Below are 16,697 nucleotides of genomic sequence, written 5' to 3'. Positions count from 1 at the left end.
GGCTACTTCTCCTGCTTCTCGTCGACGCCCGCATCGGCGCCGCCCATATCGTCCTTCTCGCCGCCCTGGATGGTCTCGGCGAGTCCCTGCAGTGCCGCCCAACGGATGTCGACGGCGTCATGGTGGTGGTCCGGGTCGTCCGCCAGCCGCGCCCCACAGTCGGGGCACAGGCCGAGGCAGTCCTCCCGGCACACCGGCTGCAGCGGCAGTGCGAGCACCACCGCGTCACGCAGCACGGGTTCGAGGTCGAGCAAGTCGTCCTCGAGGAAGAGCGTGTCCTCCTCCTCGGCGTCGTCGTCCGGGTCCGCGGTGCGGCCCCAGGCGTCGGCGTCGGGGTAGGAGTACATCTCCTGGTAGTCCACTTCGAGCTCTCGCTCGAGCGGCTCCAGACACCTTACGCACTCCCCTGTGAGCGGCGCACGGGCGGTGCCGGTGACGAGCACACCCTCCATGACCGACTCCAGACGGAGGTCGAGCTCCACGGTCGCGCCTTCGCGCACGCCGATGACCTCGATGCCGAGGTCCTTGGGCGCGGCGATCGAGCGGGAGAGGCGCTTGAGCGCACCGGGACGCCGACCCAGCTCGCGTGTGTCGAACACGAGCGGGGCGCGGTGGTCAAGGCGGGCGTTCAGGGCTTCCTGCTTTCTACGCTGCGGATGGGCGGCCCTTCGCCGGGGCGAAACGGGCAGCCCGGATCGCGGACGTAGCGCGACCGAACAGCCAGGATACTGGAGACCCCGCCGGAGACCCAATCGGCCCCGGTCGCGCCCTTCGGGTCAGCGCCCCCGCCCCTCTTCGTACTGCCGCAGCTGGTCCAGGTTGATCACGCTGGTGTCGAAGAAGCTGGTCTCGTCCAGCGCCGCGGCTCCCTGCGCGGGCTGCTGGGGGTACCCGGCCGCGTGGCCCTCGTGGGCCTCGGGCGCGGCATAGCCGCCCTGGCCGCCGTAGGTGTCGTAGCCCTGCTGCTGCCAGCCGTAGCCGCCGTCCTGCTGCGGGTAGCCCGCCTGCGCGGTGGCATACGGGTCGGCCGCGGGCTGCTCGTAACTCTGCTGCCCGTACCCGTACGGGTCCTGCTGGTAGCCGTCGGCGTAGTACGCCTGCTGCTCCGGGACCCGGGGCGCCTCGGTCGGTGGGGCCGGTACGGCCTGGGTCGGCACGGGCTGCTGGGCGGGCGGGGCGGGCACGCCGTGCGGCGGCGTGTGGACCTGGGCGAGGTCCGCCAGGTACTCGGCGTCGCTCGTGTGCCCGTACGCCGTCTCCTGGGCGTCCTGGGCCGCCATGTGCGCGCCCAGTTCGTCGGTCGGGCGCGCCCCGAGCAGCTTCTGCCGACCGCGGCCGACGGCCTCCAGGGTCTTGGCGAGGACGGCGGCCACGGCGCCCAGCTTGGTGTCCACGTACTCGTCCGCGCGCTGCCGCAGGGTCGCGGGGTCGGCGCTGCGCTCCGGCCCCTCGTCCGCCAGGCCGTCCGCGCCGGGGTCGGCGGCGGGCGCCCGGCCCAGCAACTTGTCGCGGCCGCGGTCGACGGCGCCGATGGTCTTGGTGAGGACGACCTCGAAGTTGGCGAGCTTGCTGTCGACGTAGTCGTCGGCCTCGGCGCGGATCTCCTCGGCCTCGCGGCGGGCCTCGGCCAGGATGCGGTCGGCCTCCTCCTGCGACTGCCGGGCGATCTCGGTGCCCGAGATCAGCGAACCGCGCTCGGCGTGGGCGGACTCGATGATCCGCTCGGCCTCCCGGCGGGCGTCCTCGACGACCTGCTCACGCCCGCCGAGCACCTCCTGGGCCTGGGCGAGCGAGCCGGGCAGCGCGGCCCGCAGCTCTTCGAGCCTGGCGAGCAGCTCGGCGCGGTTGACCACGCAGGAGGCCGACATGGGCATGGACCGGGCGCTGCCGACGGCGTCGACGATCTCGTCGAGCTTCTTCGATACGTCCACCTGGGTGCTCGCCACTCTCTATGACCGACGGATGCGAACGGGCACGACTGTAAGGCCAGTGAGCCCCCGCCCGACACCCGATGACGCGCCGTCAGCGGCTCACCGCTTCGGCAGCCGCTCCCGCAGCGCCTCCAGTACCACCGGGGGCACCAGATGGGAGACGTCGCCGCCCCAGGCCGCGACCTCCTTGACCAGGCTGGAGGAGAGGAAGCTGTAGGTCGGGTTGGTGGGGACGAACAGGGTCTCCACCCCGGACAGGCCGTTGTTCATCTGGGCCATCTGGAGTTCGTAGTCGAAGTCGCTGACCGCGCGCAGCCCCTTGACGATGGCGGGGATGTCGCGCTGCTTGCAGAAGTCGACGAGCAGGCCGTGGAAGGCCTCCACCTCGACGTTGCCGTACTCCGCGGTGACCTGGCGGAGGAGGTCGATGCGCTCCTCCACGGTGAACAGGCCCTGCTTGGACTTGTTGATCATCACGGCGACATGCACGACGTCGTAGAGCTTGGACGCTCGGGCGATGATGTCGAGGTGTCCGTTGGTGACGGGGTCGAAGGACCCCGGACAGACTGCGCGGCGCAACAGTGGTTCCTCGCTCTCAAGTCCGGTCATGACGCGCTGTCGCACGTCGAGGCGGCGCGACCGTACCAAAGCGTGCCCTCGCCGTAGCGGCGGGACCGCAGCCCTTCGAAGCCGGGCGGCCAGCCGAATTCTCCACCTCTGGTGCTGCGCTCCACGGTGACCAGTGCGTCCGGCGCGAGCCAGCCGTTACGGCCGAGTGTGAGCAGGATCTCGCGGAGATCATCGTCGCCGACGGCGTACGGGGGGTCGAGGAAGGCCACGTCGTACGGCTGCTCGGGCGCGGGCCGTACGGTGATCTGCTCGGCCTTGGCGGTCCGGATCTCGGCGCCGGGCAGCCCGATGGTCCGGATGTTCTCGCGGATGACCCGGGCGGCACGGGCGTCGGCCTCCACCAGCAGCACGTGCCCGGCGCCGCGGGACAGCGCCTCCAGGCCGACCGCGCCCGACCCGCCGTACAGGTCCAGGACGCGGATGCCGTGCAGTGAGCCGAGGAGCGACTCCCAGGTGGAGAACAGGCCTTCTCGCGCCCGGTCCGAGGTCGGGCGGGTGCCGGTGCCGGGCGGCACGGCCAGGCGGCGTCCTCCTGCCGCACCGGCGATCACGCGGGTCATGTGAGGGGCCGCCCTTCGTTCGTCTTGCGCAGCCTGGCGTATCTCGCGTGCTGCGGGTCCATTATTCGCTGCCCGAGGGCCGGCCGACGAGCGCCCGGGGGCCCTCGGCTCAGCCCTTGTCGAGGTAGCTCTCCCGCTCCGCGTCGACGAGGGCGTCCAGCGCGGTGCGCAGCTCGGGGTGCGCCGTGAGGTCGGGGTCGGCCGAGACGATCGCGGTCGCCTCCTCGCGGGCCGCGGCGATGACCTCCTCGTCGTCGATGACGGCGAGCATCCGCAAGGACGAGCGGACCCCGGACTGGGCCTGTCCGAGCACGTCGCCCTCGCGCCGCTGCTCCAGGTCGATCCGGGACAGCTCGAAGCCGTCGAGGGTGCCGGCCACCGCGTCCAGCCGGGCGCGCGCGGGGCTGGCCTGCGGCATCTCGCTGACCAGCAGGCACAGGCCGGGGGCGGAGCCGCGTCCGACGCGGCCGCGCAGCTGGTGCAGCTGGGAGACGCCGAACCGGTCCGCGTCCATGATGACCATGACGGTGGCGTTGGGGACGTTGACCCCGACCTCGATGACGGTGGTGGCCACGAGGACGTCCACCTCGCCCGCCGCGAAGCGCCGCATCACCTGGTCCTTGGCGTCGGGCTGCAGCCGCCCGTGCAGCACCGCGACGCGCAGGCCGCTCAGCGGGCCCGCCGCGAGCTGTTCCGCGATGTCCAGGACGGCCAGCGGCGGGCGCTTCTCCGCCTGGTCCTCGGCCGACTTCTTCTTCGGCTCGTCCTCGTCGTCGCCGATGCGCGGGCAGACGACGTACGCCTGGTGCCCGGCGGCCGCCTCCTCGCGCACCCGCTCCCAGGCGCGGGCCAGGAAGTGCGGTTTGTCCTGCACGGGCACGACATGGCTGGCGATCGGGGACCGGCCCGCGGGCAACTGGTCGAGGACGGAGGTCTCCAGGTCGCCGAAGACGGTCATGGCGACGGTCCGCGGGATCGGGGTGGCGGTCATCACCAGCAGGTGCGGCGGTTGTTTCCCCTTGGTGCGCAGGGCGTCGCGCTGCTCGACGCCGAAGCGGTGCTGCTCGTCGACCACGACCAGCCCCAGGTCGTGGAACTTCACCTTGTCCTCGATCAGCGCGTGCGTGCCGATCACGATCCCGGCCTCTCCGGTGACCAGGTCCAGCAGCGCCTGCCGCCGGGCGGCGGCGCCCATCGAGCCGGTGAGCAGCACGACCTTGGTGCCCTGGTCGGCCCCGCCCAGCATCCCGGCCTCGGCCAGCTCGCCCATCATCTCCACGATGGACCGGTGGTGCTGCTGGGCGAGGACCTCGGTCGGCGCGAGCATGGCGGTCTGGCCGCCGGCGTCCACGACCCGCAGCATGGCGCGCAGCGCGACCATCGTCTTCCCCGAGCCGACCTCGCCTTGCAGGAGCCGGTGCATGGGGTGGTCGGTGGCCAGGTCGTCGAAGACCTCCTGGCTGACCTTCCGCTGGCCCTCGGTGAGCTCGAAGGGCAGCTTGGCGTCGAAGGCGCCCAGCAGGCCGCCCGGTGCGTGGCGGCGCGGTACGGCGGGCAGTTGGGCGTCGGCGAACCGGCGCCGGGCGAGGGCCACCTGGAGGACGAACGCCTCGTCCCACTTGAGCCGGTCGCGGGCGTCGGCGATGTCCGCCTTCGTACCCGGCCGGTGGATCTTGAGCAGGGCCTCGGGCAGCGCGGCCAGCCCGCGCCCCTGGCGCAGCGCCGGCGGCAGCGGGTCCACGGCCTCCCGGGCGCTGGGCAGCACCGCGTCGACCGCCTTGGCGATCTTCCAGGACGCCATCTGCTGGCACGCCGGGTAGATCGGCATGAGCCGGCCCGCGAAGGCGTCGACGGCGTCCTCGCCGCTGTCGGCGTCCAGCAGCTGGTACTCGGGGTGGGCGAGCTGGAGCTTGCGGTTGAAGACGGAGACCTTGCCCGCGAACATCGCCCGGCGGCCCGGCAGCAGGTCCTTGTGCGGCTTGTGGATGCCCTTGCCGAAGAAGACCAGCTGGAGCCGTCCGCTGCCGTCGGTGAGGGTGACCTCCAGCCGCTGGCCCCGGCCCGCGTTGAACTTCAGTACGCGGGCGTCGGCGACCTGCGCGACGACGGTGACGTGCTCCTCCAGCGGCAGGTCGGACAGCCGGGTCAGCTCGCCGCGCTCGGCGTACCGCCTGGGGTAGTGGTGCAGCAGGTCGCCGACCGTGTGCAGGTCGAGGTGGTCGGCCAGCACCTTCGCGGTGGTGCCGCCGAGCGTCTTCTTCAGGGGTTCGTCGAGCGCGGGCACGTTGTCCATTGCACACCACGGGTGTGACAAGCGGGGCAGGCGGGTTCATTCGACGCCGATGATCAGCGGAGCGGTCTGCTGTCCGCCGTGGTACACGACCGTGTCGACGGCCAGGTGCCCCTGCTGTACGTGCCGTTCCAGGCGTTCGGCGACGCCGTCGGGGACGCCGGCGCCGAGGACCAGGGTGACCATCTCGCCGCCGGCGGCGAGCATCCGGTCCAGGACGGTCTCCGCCGCGCCGGCGAGGTCCGGGCCGATGACCGCCACGTCGCCGTCGATCAGGCCCAGGACGTCCCCGGCCTGGCAGACCCCGGCCATGGTCCACGACTGGTGCTCGGCGACGACGAGTTCGGCGCAGCGGGTGGCCCCGGCGGCGGCCGTCATGGCCACGACGTCCTCGTCGAAGCGGCGGCCGGGTTCGTGTACGGCGAGCGCGGCGATGCCCTGGACCGCGGAGCGGGTCGGGATGAGGGCGACGCGCACGCCTTCGGTACGGGCCTGCTCGGCGGCGGCCGCGGCGGTGTGCCGCAGCTCGGCGTCGTTGGGCAGCAGCACCACCTCGCGGGCGTGGGCGCGGCGGACTGCCTCGACCAGCTCGCCGCTGGCGGGCGGCTCTCCGGGGCGGACGGCGACCACCGCGGCGCCTGCCTCCGCGTACAGGGCGGCGAGGCCGTCGCCGGGGACGACCGCGACGACGGCGCGCGGCGCGTGCTCGGGGGCGCGCGGCCTCCCGGTCCGGTCCCGGGCCGCGTCGTGCGGGTCGGCGCATGGGGCCTGGTGCGGCTGCTGGTCCGCGTCCTCGCGGGCGGCGGCGTGCGCCTCCTCGTGGGTGGCGTGCGGCTGTCCCGCGGCGGCGGTGGCCAGGTGGGTGATGCGGATGCGGTACGGGCGCCCGGCCTGGACGCCCGCCTCGACGGCGGCGCCCGCGTCGTCCGTGTGGACGTGGACGTTCCACAGCCCGTCCCCGCCGACCACGACGAGGGAGTCGCCGAGGGCGTCGAGCCGGGCGCGCAGTCGGTCGACGGCCGCGTCGTCCGACTCCAGCAGGTAGATCACCTCGAAGGCCGGACCCGGGGGAACCTCTCCGGCCTCGCCGGGGGCGCAGCCGCCCGCCGCGGCGGAGGGCATGGCGGGCGGCCGGGCGGCCGGTCCGGCCGCGACGGTGCGGCCGTGGTCGGCGGCGGGAGGCTGGGCCGGGGCCTCGCCGGACAGCGCCTGCGAGAGCGCCCCGAGTACCGCGACCAGGCCGTAGCCGCCCGCGTCCACCACCCCGGCGCGGCCGAGGACGTCGAGCTGGCCGGGGGTGGCCGCCAGCGCGGTACGCGCCCCCTCGTACGCGGCGCGGGCCACCGGCGCGATGTCGGCGGCGGCCGGGGCCGGGCCCGCGGTGCCGCGGGCGGGCTGTGCCGTGGTCGTGGCGGCCGCCTGTGCCGTGGCGCCGCCGACGGTCCGCGCCGCCGGGCCGGCGGCCCGGTTCACCGCCTTCGCGGCCCGTTCCGCGGCGTCGGCGGCCGCGGCGGCGACGGTCAGCACCGTGCCCTCCACCGGGTGGGCGACGGCCTTGTACGCGGACGCGGCGGCGTGCCGCAGCGCCTGCCCGAGCACGTCGGCGTCGCAGGGCCCCGCGCCGTCGGCGGCGAGCACGTCGGCCATCCCGCGCAGCAGCTGGGCCAGGATCGTGCCGGAGTTGCCCCGCGCCCCGATGAGCGCGCCGTGCGCCATGGCCCGGATCGCGTCCGCCGTGGTGGGGCGGGACGGGGCCCCGGAGGCGGCGTGGCCGTCGAAGGCCGCGTCGACGGCCCGGGCAGCGGACTCGGCGGTCAGGTACAGGTTGGTCCCGGTGTCGCCGTCGGCGACCGGGTAGACGTTGATGGCGTCGATGTCCTCGCGGGCCCGGCCGAGCGCGTCCAGCGTCAGCCGGCACCAGGTGCGTACCGCATCGGCGTCAAGGGGGTCCCCCGGACGGAGTCTGGGGGAGTGTGCGGCACCTTGCGTCCTCGCTTCTTCGCTTCTTCCTCGGGGCCGGGCTCCCCGCAGGGTAGTCGCGCCGCGGGGTCGGTCAGACGGCCCGGACCGGTGGGGCCGGGGCGGCCATGGTAGTTTTCGTATGTCGGGAGCGGTCGTTGTATGCTGCTCCGGTTGCCTGATGTGAATCGGGCTTTCCCCTGGCATTCACGCCGGGGCTCACCGTAAGTGTCTGTCCCCTCGCGTCAGCGAGGGTGACCCGTCTTTGGAGTAACCCGTGGCTGCCAACTGCGACGTCTGCGGCAAGGGGCCGGGCTTCGGCAACAGCATCTCGCACTCCCACCGCCGCACCTCCCGTCGTTGGAACCCCAACATCCAGACGGTGCGCGCTGTGGTCGGTCGTACCCCGAAGCGTATGAATGTCTGCACCTCGTGCATCAAGGCCGGCAAGGTCTCGCGCTGACATAGCGAGCCTCACCGGTTGCCGGAGCCGGTCCACCTCGTGGTGGGCCGGTTTTTTGGCGTTCGGGCCCACACACCGCTAGCGGCGCAGGCGCCACCCGTGGTCGACCGGGCCGATGCCCTCCCCCAGGGGGAAGCCCGCCGCGATGGCGCCGGTGACGTACGTCTTGGCCGCCGCGACCGCCTCCGGGACCTCCAGGCCCTTCGCCAGGTACGCGGCGATGGCGCTGGCCAGCGTGCAGCCGGTGCCGTGGGTGTGCCGGTTGTCGTGCCGGGGCGCGCGCAGCCAGTGCTGCTCGATGCCGTCGGTCAGCAGGTCGGTGGCGGGGCCGGCCAGGTGTCCGCCCTTGATCAGCGCCCACCGGGGGCCGCATTCCAGCACCGCGTCCGCCGCGCGCCGCATGCCGGTCTCGTCCTCGACCGTGACGCCCGTGAGCTGGGCGACCTCGTCCAGGTTGGGGGTGGCGACGGTGGCGGCGGGCAGCAGCTTCGTACGGACCGCGCCGAGGGCTTCGGCGGCCAGCAGCGGGTCGCCGTGCTTGGAGACGCCGACCGGGTCGACCACCACCGGCGCCGCGATGCCGTCGAGCAGCGCGGCGACGGTCTCGACCAGTTCCGTGGAGGCCAGCATGCCGGTCTTCACCGCGTCGACGCCGATGTCGTCGGCGACGGCGCGGAACTGGGCGCGTACGGCGTCCGCGGGCAGTTCCCAGGCGCCCTGGACGCCCCGGGAGTTCTGCGCCGTCACCGCCGTGAGCACGCTCATGCCGTGCACGCCCAGCGCCAGCATCGTCTTGAGGTCGGCCTGGATGCCCGCACCGCCGCCGGAATCGGATCCGGCGACGGTGAGCACGCAGGGCGGGTGCGGCGGGAGGTCACGGCGCGGGTGCGGCGGGAGGTCGCCGCGCGGGGCGGGCGCGGGTATGTGCGGCATACCGCCGAATCTACTCGGCGTCGGCCCCGCCCCCTCGCCTCGGCGTCTACTCGGTGTCGACCTCGTCCTCCCCGAAGTGGTCCCAGCCCGCGTGCGCCCAGGGTGCCCCGTCCACGGTCACCTGGGGCAGCGCCGACGGGTTGAGCACCTCGCCGATGACCTTCCAGCGGGCCGGGAGCTTCACGTCCGGCGGGAAGGTCGCCACGATCGCGTGGTCCTCTCCCCCGTTGAGCACCCACTGGAGCGGGTCCACGCCGACCGCCTGGCCGATGTCGGACATCTGGGTCGGGATGTCGATGTCGCCCGAGCGCAGGTCGATGCGGACCTTGCTCGCCTCCGCGATGTGGCCCAGGTCGGCCACGAGCCCGTCGCTGACGTCCGTCATGGCGGTGGCGCCGAGTCCGGCCGCCGCCGGCCCCGCGTGGTACGGGGGTTCGGGCCGCCGGTGGGCCTCGACGAAGGCGCGCGGCGAGCGGAAGCCGCGGGAGAGCACCGCGTGTCCTGCGGCCGACCAGCCCAGCCAGCCGGTGACCGCGACGACGTCGCCCGGCTGGGCACCGGATCGGGTGACCGGGTCGCTGTTGCGCAGGTCGCCCAGCGCGGTGATGGCGACCGTGATCGTGTCGCCGCGCACCACGTCGCCGCCGACGACGGCGGCCCCGGCGACCTGGCACTCGTCCCGCAGGCCGTCCATCAGCTCGCTGGCCCAGGTCACGGGCAGGTCCGCGGGGACCACGAGGCCGAGCAGCAGCGCGGTGGGCACCGCGCCCATCGCGGCGATGTCGGCGAGGTTCTGTGCGGCGGCCTTGCGGCCCACGTCGTACGCGGTGGACCAGTCGCGGCGGAAGTGCCGCCCCTCGAGCAGCACGTCGGTGCTGGCCACGACGCGCCGGTCCGGCGCGGCGATCACCGCGGCGTCGTCCCCCGGCCCCAGCCGTACCGCCGGGGTGGTGGTGAGCCGGGAGGTGAGTTCCCTGATGAGCCCGAACTCCCCAAGCTCCCCCACGGTACCTTTCACTGCGCTTCTCCTTATGCTGTCGGTGTCCGCGGCCCCGCCACGCATGCCGCGAGGGTCTCCCCGCACCGCGCGGTGACGCGGTACCGTGGCGTCTCTTCTCCCCACATGATCCTCGTAGCCGCCCTGGAGGTTCCGTGGTACAGGCGTACATCCTGATCCAGACCGAGGTCGGCAAGGCGTCGACCGTGGCCGAAGTCATCGCGGAGATCCCGGGGGTCATCCAGGCCGAGGACGTCACCGGACCGTACGACGTCATCGTGCGCGCCCAGGCCGAGACGGTCGATGAGCTCGGTCGCATGGTGGTCGCCAAGGTCCAGCAGGTGGACGGCATCACCCGCACGCTGACCTGCCCGGTCGTCCATCTCTAGCTCCCCGCCCCGTCGTCCCGATCCGGCTCCTCGTATGCTCGGCCGGTGAAGTGCGCACCCCGTCGGCCGATCCTGCTGTCCACCGCCGCGCTGCTGCTGGCAGCGGTCGGCGGCTGCGCGTCGGGCGATCAGTCCGACGGTGCCGCGGCGCCCCCGGTTCCCACGCCGTCCGGGCCGGCGGTCGGCATGTGCCGGGCGTTGCACAAGGAGCTGCCGCGCCGCGTGGAGGGTCTTGAGCGGCGCGCCCTGGACCCGGCGTCCGACTTCACGGCGGCGTGGGGCGATCCCGCCGTGCAGCTGCGCTGCGGAGTGCCCGCACCTGACGTGCTCACGCCCGGCGACCCAGACTACAACCCGCACCCCGACTCCGCCGAGCTCAACGGCGTCGAGTGGGTGTTCGAGAAGGAGTCCGACGGCTACCGCTTCACGACCGCGCTGCGCAAGGCGTATGTCGAGGTGCGGGTGCCGGGGAAGTACGCCCCCGAGCTCAACGTGCTCATCGACCTCGCGGACGCCGTCAAGAAGACGATCCCGTTCGGGATCTGAGCTTCGGGACCCCAGCTTCGGGACCCGGGCTTCGGGTGCTGGGCGGCGGCCGGCACGGGCCGCCGCCCGGTCCGCGGTGGCTCAGCGCAGTCCGGTGGAGCGGCGCAGCGCCGCCTGGAGCAGGCGGTCCACCAGCTCCGGGTAGCTCACGCCGCTCTCCTGCCACATCCGCGGGTACATGGAGATGGGCGTGAAGCCGGGCATCGTGTTGATCTCGTTGATCACGAACTCGCCGCTGTCGAGCAGGAAGAAGTCCGCGCGCACCAGCCCCTCGCAGGACACCGCCTCGAAGGCCCGCACCGCGAGCTCCTGGACGCGTGCGGTCTGCTCCTCGGTGAGCGGTGCGGGCACCATCCCGCTGGCCGAGTCGATGTACTTCGCCTCGAAGTCGTAGAAGTCGTGGGCGGTGACCGGCGGGATCTCGGCCGGCACGCTGGCGCGCGGCCCGTCCTCGAACTCCAGCACCCCGCACTCGATCTCGCGGCCGCGCAGCAGCGACTCCACGATGATCTTCGGGTCGTGGCTGCGGGCCTCCTCGACGGCCGCGTCCAGGCCCGCCAGGTCGTCGACCTTGGTGATCCCGAAGGAGGAGCCGGCGCGGGCGGGCTTGACGAAGACCGGCCAGCCGTGGTCGGCGGCGAAGTCCACGATCTTCTTGCGGGCGGCGGCCGGGTCGCGGTCCCACTCCTGCGGCCGGATCACCTCGTACGGGCCGACCGGCAGCCCGAAGGAGGTGAACACCCGCTTCATGTACTCCTTGTCCATGCCGACGGCGGACGCCAGCACACCGGAGCCGACGTAGGGCACGCCGGAGAGCTCCAGCAGGCCCTGGAGGGTGCCGTCCTCGCCGTAGGGGCCGTGCAGCATCGGGAAGACGACGTCCACGTCGCCCAGCGCCTTGGGCACGTTCCCCGGCTCGGTGTAGACGACCTCGCGGCTGCCCGGGTCGACCGGCAGCAGAACGGCGCCGTCCGCCGACTCCGCGAGGTCGTCGACGCTCGGGAGCTTGCGGTCGGCGATGGCCATCCGGTCCGGGTCGGCGGAGGTCAGTGCCCACCGGCCGTCGGCGGTGATGCCGATCGGCAGCACGTCGTACTTGGTCCGGTCGATGGCGCGCAGCACGGCACCCGCGGTGACCACGGAGATGGCGTGCTCGGAGCTGCGGCCGCCGAAGACGACGGCGACGCGCGGCTTGCCAGTGCTGGGGGTGGAGGTCTCGCTGCTCATATCGCGATGAGGTTACCTTGCGGTCGTTTCGGCGTCAGTGACGCTGGGGCTGGGGCATGAGTGACGCTGGGGCGGGGGCGTCAGTGTCGCTCGGACTTGGCGCTGCGCGACATCAGTTCCTTGAGCGCGACCAGCGGCGGCTTGCCCTCGTGGACGATCTCCACGACGGTCTCGGTGATCGGCATGTCGACGTCGTGGCGCCGGGCCAGATCCAGCACCGACTGGCAGGACTTGACGCCCTCGGCGGTCTGCCTGGTGACCGCGATGGTCTCCTCCAGCGTCATGCCGCGGCCGAGGTTGGTGCCGAAGGTGTGGTTGCGGGAGAGCGGCGAGGAGCAGGTGGCGACCAGGTCGCCCATGCCCGCCAGGCCCGCGAAGGTGCGCGCGTCGGCGCCCATCGCCAGCCCGAGCCGGGTGGTCTCGGCCAGGCCGCGGGTGATCAGGGACGCCTTGGCGTTGTCGCCGAGCCCCATCCCGTCGGCGATGCCGACGGCGAGGGCGATGACGTTCTTGACCGCGCCGCCGAGCTCGCAGCCCACCACGTCGGTGTTGGTGTACGGGCGGAAGTACGGGGTGTGGCAGGCGGCCTGGAGGCGCTGGGCCACGCTCTCGTCGCGGCAGGCGACGACGGCGGCCGCGGGCTGCCGGGCGACGATCTCCTTGGCGAGGTTGGGGCCGGTGAGCACCGCGACCCGGTCCGGGGAGACCTTGGCGACCTCCTCGACGACCTCGCTCATGCGCTTGGCGGTGCCCAGTTCGATGCCCTTCATCAGGGAGACGAGCACGGTGTCGGTGGGCAGCAGCGGCGCCCACGCGGCGAGGTTCTCGCGGAGCGTCTGGGAGGGGATGGCGAGGACGGCGAACTCGGCGCCGTCCGCCGCCTCGGCGGGGTCGGTGGTGGCCCGCACCGACCGGGGCAGTTCCACGCCCGGGAAGTAGTCGGGGTTGGTGCGTCCGGTGTTGATCGCCTCGACGAGGCCGGCGCGGCGGCCCCACATCGTCACGTCGCAGCCGGCGTCGGCGAGCACCATCGCGAAGGCGGTGCCCCAGGATCCGGTGCCGTAGACCGCGCAGCGGGTCACTTGCCTGCCTCCTCGGCCCCGCGGGCCTTCTTGTGGTCGTACGGCCGCGCGGGCGCGGGTTCGCCGCGCAGTTCGGCGAGCTGTTCGGTGATCGCGGCCATGATGGTGTCGGTGGCGGCGCGCAGGACCTCGGCGGTCGGCTCCTGGCCGTAGAACTCGGACAGGTCCACCGGCGGTCCGGCCTGCACCCGCAGGGTCTTGCGCGGGAAGAGCCGCAGCTTCTTGTGCTTGGCGTACGGCGGCATGGCCTCGTTGGCGCCCCACTGGGCGACCGGGATCACGGGGGCCTTGGTGAGCAGCGCCACGCGCGCCGCGCCGGTCTTGCCGCGCATCGGCCACATGTCCGGGTCGCGGGTGAGGGTGCCCTCGGGGTAGAACGCCACGCACTCGCCCTTGTTGATGGCGTCGACGGCGGCCCGGAAGGCGTTGGCCGCGTCGGTGGACTCGCGGTAGACCGGGATCTGCTTCAGGCCGCGCAGGAAGGTTCCGACAAAGCTGCCCTTGAAGAGGCCGGCTTTGGCGAGGAAGCGCGGGACCCGCCCGGTGTTGTACTGATAGTGCGCGTACGAGAGCGGGTCGAGATACGAGTTGTGATTGATCGCGGTGATAAATCCGCCCTCGGCCGGAATGTGCTCCATTCCGCGCCAGTCCCGCTTGAACAGAACCACCAGCGGTGGTTTTACCAGGACCGCCGCCATGCGGTACCAGATGCCGATTCTGCGGCCGGACACTCGGAACACCTCTCTCGGACCCTGCTGACCTGCTGCTTGCTGCCGTCCGGGCAGCCGCACAAGTGTCGCCCCAGGTACCCGGTCTGTCGAGGACACCGTATCCCCGCGGGTTGCGGGAGTAAGTGCCGGGCGGGTGCGGCGGCGGGTGAGAATGTGCGTCGTGGGAGGAAAGGGAACGCGTGTGGCATGGACCGTGGTGGTGCCACTGAAGCCCTTGTCACGGGCGAAGAGCAGGCTCGCCGCCGCCGTGCCGGACGCGCGCCGCCCGGCGTTCGCACTCGCCTTCGCGCAGGACACGGTGGCCGCGGTGCTGGCATGCCAGGGCGTCCGGGGTGTGGTGGTCGTCACCGATGATCCGTGCGCCGGGCGTGCGCTGGGAGCGCTGGGCGCGCGCGTGGTACCGGACGCGCCGGGCCTGAACGCGGCCCTGACCCACGGGGCGCACACGGCGCGTACGGAACGGCCCGGCGCGGCCGTGGCGGCGCTGAACGCCGATCTGCCCGCGCTGCGGGCCGAGGAGCTGGACCGGGTGCTGGACGCCGCGGCCGCCGCGCCCCGGGCCTTTCTCGCCGACGCGGCGGGGATCGGCACCACGCTGCTGGCGGCCGCGGCCGGGGTGGAGCTGGCCCCGGCCTTCGGCGGCCCGTCCCGCGCCCGGCACCGGGCCTCGGGGCATGGGAGATCGAACTGCCCGACGTGGCCAGCGTGCGGCAGGACGTGGACACGGGCGAGGATCTGCGGGCGGCGCTGCGCCTGGGCGTGGGCCCGCACACTGCGGCGCTCCTGGCGGGGGCCGCTGCCTGCCCGCCCCCGACGGCCGGCGTCGCCCCGCACTGACGGATCCACGGCGCCCTCGGAGGGGCCGCCCGGGGCGCCGGATGGCTGTGGAGGCGGCCCGCGCGGCGAGGGCTACGCTGCGGGTATGCAGGCAACCGCGTTCACGTACGACCCCGAGACCCGCGCCGGCAGCGTGCTGCTCGACGACGGCACCCCGCTCCCGTTCGACGCGGCGGCGTTCGACGCGGGCGGGCTGCGGCTGCTGCGGCCCGGGCAGCGGGTGCGGATCGAGGTGGACGGCGAGGGCGCGGACCGCCGGGTCGTCCTCATCACCCTGCAGACGTTCTGAATCACCCCGCAGAGGCTCTGAGCGGCCCGCGGAAGGCCGCCGAACACACCGCGGGCCGGACTCCCGAGGGAGTCCGGCCCGGCGCGTGACGCTGCCGTTGACCGCGGTTACTTCTTCCGGGCCGTGGCCTTCTTGGCGGTGGTCTTGCGGGTGGTGGCCTTCTTCGCCGGGGCCTTCTTCGCCACGGCCTTCTTCGCGGGCGCCGCCTTCTTGGCCGCCGCCGCGGCCTTCTTCGCCGGTGCCGCCTTCTTCGCCGCGGCCTTCACCGGTGCCGCCTTCTTCGCCGCGGTGGTCTTCTTCACCGCCGCCTTCTTCGCGGGCGCCGCCTTCTTCGCGACGGCCGCCTTCTTCGCGGGTGCGGCCTTCTTCGCGACCGCCTTCTTGGCCGCGGCCTTCTTGGCGGCGGCCTGCAGGCTGCCCTTGGGCGCCTTCTTGACGGCGACCTCGCCGCCCTTCGGCAGCTTCTTCGAGCCGCTCACCAGGTCCTTGAAGCCCTGCCCGGCGCGGAAGCGGGGCACCGAGGTCTTCTTGACCCGGACCCGCTCCCCCGTCTGCGGGTTACGGGCGTAACGAGCCGGACGGTCGACCTTCTCGAACGAGCCGAAACCGGTGACCGAAACCCGATCCCCCGCGACGACCGCGCGGACGATGGCGTCCAGGACCGCGTCGACGGCCTCGGCGGCGTTCTGCCGACCACCGAGCTTGTCGGCAATCGCTTCTACGAGCTGCGCCTTGTTCACGTCTTCCCCTTCGGAGACATAGCCGGAACGAATGTGTTCAAGCTTTTTCGCACGTTAGGCAGATATATACCGCAAATCAAACACGAAACGGGCTAATCACCCTTGTGCCGCAACGAACTCGACCGTCACGGACTTCCGTCGCCGTCGGGGTCTTCGGGGAGACGACCCGCGTCGAGGTCGTCCATCAACCGGTCCAGACGCCGCGCGGCGTCCGCGAGATCGTGCTTCGCCGCGGCCGTGATGACCAGCAGCTTCCGGGACAGCGCCATCCGTACGCCCTCCGGGACTTGCAGTGCGCGCACCCTTGCGTGCGCTTCTTTCAGCCGGTCGGCGACGACCCTGTAGAGCTCGAGTTGGCCGTCGCGTTCCATGCGCTGATTGTGCCATCTGCGGCGAGTTGTCGCCTCATGGGGCCTCAACACGCCGATGCGCCGCCGGTCGGTGGACCGGCGACGCATCGTGTCAAACGCGCTCTGCGCAAGGAGAACCGGGGGTGCTCAGCCCCCAACCGTGCTGGGCTTGAAGGCGGGTCGGCGGGCCTCGTACGCGGCGATGTCGGCCTCCTGCCTGAGGGTCAGGCTGATGTCGTCCAGCCCCTCCAGCAGCCTCCATCGGGCGTTTTCGTCAAGATCGAAATCAGCCGTGATCCCCTCGGCGCGAACCTGGCGGTCGACGAGGTCGACGGTGACCTCGGTGGTCGGGTCGGCCTCGACCAGCTCCCACAGCCGGTCCACGGTCTCCTGCGGCAGGACGACGGTCAGCAGGCCGTTCTTGAGCGAGTTCCCCCGGAAGATATCGGCGAAGCGCGCGGAGATGACGGCCTTGAAGCCGTAGTTCTGCAGCGCCCACACCGCGTGCTCGCGGGAGGAGCCGGTGCCGAAGTCGGGACCGGCGACCAGGACCGTCGCGCCCTGGTACGCGTCCTGGTTCAGCACGAAGTCCGGGTTCTTGCGCCAGGCCTCGAACAGACCGTCCTCGAAGCCGTCGCGGGTGACCTTCTTGAGCCAGTGCGCGGGAATGATCTGGTCGGTGTCGACGTTGCTGCGGCGCAGCGGTACGGCCCGGCCGGTGTGCGTGGTGAAGGCTTCCATGG

The 16,697-nt window shown here is 72.7% G+C and carries 18 protein-coding genes and 1 pseudogene; 5 read left to right on the top strand and 14 right to left on the bottom strand.

Annotated features, from left to right (window positions below):
• Positions 1–2 precede the first annotated feature (2 nt).
• The 6 genes from Q3Y56_RS25615 to Q3Y56_RS25590 form a co-directional block, all read right to left on the bottom strand.
• A complete protein-coding gene (locus Q3Y56_RS25615; protein WP_304465799.1) occupies positions 3–632 on the bottom strand; it encodes a DUF177 domain-containing protein in 630 nt (209 codons plus the stop codon).
• A 144-nt stretch (positions 633–776) separates the two neighbouring features.
• On the bottom strand, positions 777–1,931 hold the full coding sequence (locus tag Q3Y56_RS25610; RefSeq protein ID WP_304465798.1) for an ATP synthase F0 subunit B: 1,155 nt from the start codon (positions 1,929–1,931) through the stop codon (positions 777–779).
• 99 nt (positions 1,932–2,030) lie between these two features.
• Complete coding sequence (gene coaD / locus Q3Y56_RS25605; RefSeq protein ID WP_304464169.1) at positions 2,031–2,510, bottom strand: pantetheine-phosphate adenylyltransferase; 480 nt, start codon at positions 2,508–2,510, stop codon at positions 2,031–2,033.
• A gap of 26 nt (positions 2,511–2,536) precedes the next feature.
• The gene (gene rsmD / locus Q3Y56_RS25600; RefSeq protein WP_304464168.1) at positions 2,537–3,121 is read right to left on the bottom strand and encodes a 16S rRNA (guanine(966)-N(2))-methyltransferase RsmD; all 585 of its coding nucleotides are present in this window, start codon (positions 3,119–3,121) and stop codon (positions 2,537–2,539) included.
• A gap of 109 nt (positions 3,122–3,230) precedes the next feature.
• Positions 3,231–5,414, bottom strand: a complete 2,184-nt coding sequence (gene recG / locus Q3Y56_RS25595; protein ID WP_304464167.1) for an ATP-dependent DNA helicase RecG — start codon at positions 5,412–5,414, stop codon at positions 3,231–3,233.
• A 36-nt stretch (positions 5,415–5,450) separates the two neighbouring features.
• The gene (locus Q3Y56_RS25590; RefSeq protein WP_304465797.1) at positions 5,451–7,322 is read right to left on the bottom strand and encodes a DAK2 domain-containing protein; all 1,872 of its coding nucleotides are present in this window, start codon (positions 7,320–7,322) and stop codon (positions 5,451–5,453) included.
• 325 nt (positions 7,323–7,647) lie between these two features.
• Between Q3Y56_RS25590 and rpmB the strand changes: the two genes are divergently transcribed.
• Positions 7,648–7,833: a 50S ribosomal protein L28 gene (rpmB, locus tag Q3Y56_RS25585; protein WP_304464166.1), complete on the top strand. Its 186-nt coding sequence runs from the start codon at positions 7,648–7,650 to the stop codon at positions 7,831–7,833.
• A gap of 78 nt (positions 7,834–7,911) precedes the next feature.
• On the opposite strand, the gene thiD is transcribed toward rpmB, so the two are convergent.
• Positions 7,912–8,766 (bottom strand): bifunctional hydroxymethylpyrimidine kinase/phosphomethylpyrimidine kinase, encoded by an 855-nt coding sequence (gene thiD / locus Q3Y56_RS25580; RefSeq protein ID WP_304464165.1) that lies wholly within the window; start codon positions 8,764–8,766, stop codon positions 7,912–7,914.
• 46 nt (positions 8,767–8,812) lie between these two features.
• Positions 8,813–9,784 (bottom strand): thiamine-phosphate kinase, encoded by a 972-nt coding sequence (locus tag Q3Y56_RS25575; RefSeq protein WP_304464164.1) that lies wholly within the window; start codon positions 9,782–9,784, stop codon positions 8,813–8,815.
• Between the two features lie 134 nt (positions 9,785–9,918).
• Between Q3Y56_RS25575 and Q3Y56_RS25570 the strand changes: the two genes are divergently transcribed.
• Together Q3Y56_RS25570 and Q3Y56_RS25565 are read left to right on the top strand one after the other, a co-directional pair.
• Positions 9,919–10,152 carry an Lrp/AsnC family transcriptional regulator gene (locus tag Q3Y56_RS25570; protein WP_304464163.1) on the top strand — a complete coding sequence of 78 codons (234 nt, stop codon included), beginning with the start codon at positions 9,919–9,921 and terminating at the stop codon, positions 10,150–10,152.
• A 45-nt stretch (positions 10,153–10,197) separates the two neighbouring features.
• Positions 10,198–10,698, top strand: a complete 501-nt coding sequence (locus tag Q3Y56_RS25565; RefSeq protein WP_304464162.1) for a DUF3515 domain-containing protein — start codon at positions 10,198–10,200, stop codon at positions 10,696–10,698.
• 81 nt (positions 10,699–10,779) lie between these two features.
• Here the strand turns inward: Q3Y56_RS25565 and Q3Y56_RS25560 are convergent, their stop codons facing one another.
• The 3 genes from Q3Y56_RS25560 to Q3Y56_RS25550 form a co-directional block, all read right to left on the bottom strand.
• Complete coding sequence (locus tag Q3Y56_RS25560; protein WP_304464161.1) at positions 10,780–11,925, bottom strand: D-alanine--D-alanine ligase family protein; 1,146 nt, start codon at positions 11,923–11,925, stop codon at positions 10,780–10,782.
• Positions 11,926–12,005: 80 nt separating this feature from the next.
• Positions 12,006–13,007, bottom strand: coding sequence for an NAD(P)H-dependent glycerol-3-phosphate dehydrogenase (locus Q3Y56_RS25555; RefSeq protein WP_304464160.1), 1,002 nt, complete (start codon positions 13,005–13,007; stop codon positions 12,006–12,008).
• Entirely contained in the window at positions 13,004–13,738 is a 735-nt protein-coding gene (locus Q3Y56_RS25550) for a 1-acyl-sn-glycerol-3-phosphate acyltransferase (RefSeq protein WP_304464159.1), read from the bottom strand. The genes Q3Y56_RS25555 and Q3Y56_RS25550 overlap by 4 nt, the downstream gene beginning before the upstream one ends.
• A gap of 181 nt (positions 13,739–13,919) precedes the next feature.
• On the opposite strand from Q3Y56_RS25550, the pseudogene cofC reads away from it, so the two are divergent.
• Positions 13,920–14,575, top strand: a pseudogene (gene cofC / locus Q3Y56_RS25545) (2-phospho-L-lactate guanylyltransferase).
• An 85-nt stretch (positions 14,576–14,660) separates the two neighbouring features.
• Positions 14,661–14,864, top strand: a complete 204-nt coding sequence (locus Q3Y56_RS25540) for a hypothetical protein (RefSeq protein ID WP_304464158.1) — start codon at positions 14,661–14,663, stop codon at positions 14,862–14,864.
• A 107-nt stretch (positions 14,865–14,971) separates the two neighbouring features.
• Here the strand turns inward: Q3Y56_RS25540 and Q3Y56_RS25535 are convergent, their stop codons facing one another.
• From Q3Y56_RS25535 to leuD, 3 genes are all read right to left on the bottom strand, one after another.
• Positions 14,972–15,604, bottom strand: coding sequence for an HU family DNA-binding protein (locus tag Q3Y56_RS25535; RefSeq protein ID WP_304464157.1), 633 nt, complete (start codon positions 15,602–15,604; stop codon positions 14,972–14,974).
• A 125-nt stretch (positions 15,605–15,729) separates the two neighbouring features.
• Positions 15,730–15,975: a hypothetical protein gene (locus Q3Y56_RS25530; RefSeq protein ID WP_304464156.1), complete on the bottom strand. Its 246-nt coding sequence runs from the start codon at positions 15,973–15,975 to the stop codon at positions 15,730–15,732.
• Between the two features lie 126 nt (positions 15,976–16,101).
• Positions 16,102–16,695 carry a 3-isopropylmalate dehydratase small subunit gene (gene leuD / locus Q3Y56_RS25525; protein WP_304464155.1) on the bottom strand — a complete coding sequence of 198 codons (594 nt, stop codon included), beginning with the start codon at positions 16,693–16,695 and terminating at the stop codon, positions 16,102–16,104.
• Positions 16,696–16,697 lie beyond the last annotated feature (2 nt).

Source organism: Streptomyces sp. XD-27, assembly GCF_030553055.1.
In the GTDB taxonomy this organism is placed as follows: domain Bacteria; phylum Actinomycetota; class Actinomycetes; order Streptomycetales; family Streptomycetaceae; genus Streptomyces.
Note: the sequence above shows the minus strand (reverse complement) of the source record. Positions and strands in the feature narration are given on the sequence as shown.

Coding starts and splice junctions, on each gene's coding strand:
- Q3Y56_RS25540 (WP_304464158.1), top strand. CDS start 14,661: ATGCAGGCAACCGCGTTCACGTACGACCCCGAGACCCGCGCCGGCAGC.
- Q3Y56_RS25530 (WP_304464156.1), bottom strand. CDS start 15,975: ATGGAACGCGACGGCCAACTCGAGCTCTACAGGGTCGTCGCCGACCGG.
- Q3Y56_RS25560 (WP_304464161.1), bottom strand. CDS start 11,925: ATGAGCAGCGAGACCTCCACCCCCAGCACTGGCAAGCCGCGCGTCGCC.
- rsmD (WP_304464168.1), bottom strand. CDS start 3,121: ATGACCCGCGTGATCGCCGGTGCGGCAGGAGGACGCCGCCTGGCCGTG.
- leuD (WP_304464155.1), bottom strand. CDS start 16,695: ATGGAAGCCTTCACCACGCACACCGGCCGGGCCGTACCGCTGCGCCGC.
- recG (WP_304464167.1), bottom strand. CDS start 5,414: ATGGACAACGTGCCCGCGCTCGACGAACCCCTGAAGAAGACGCTCGGC.
- thiD (WP_304464165.1), bottom strand. CDS start 8,766: ATGCCGCACATACCCGCGCCCGCCCCGCGCGGCGACCTCCCGCCGCAC.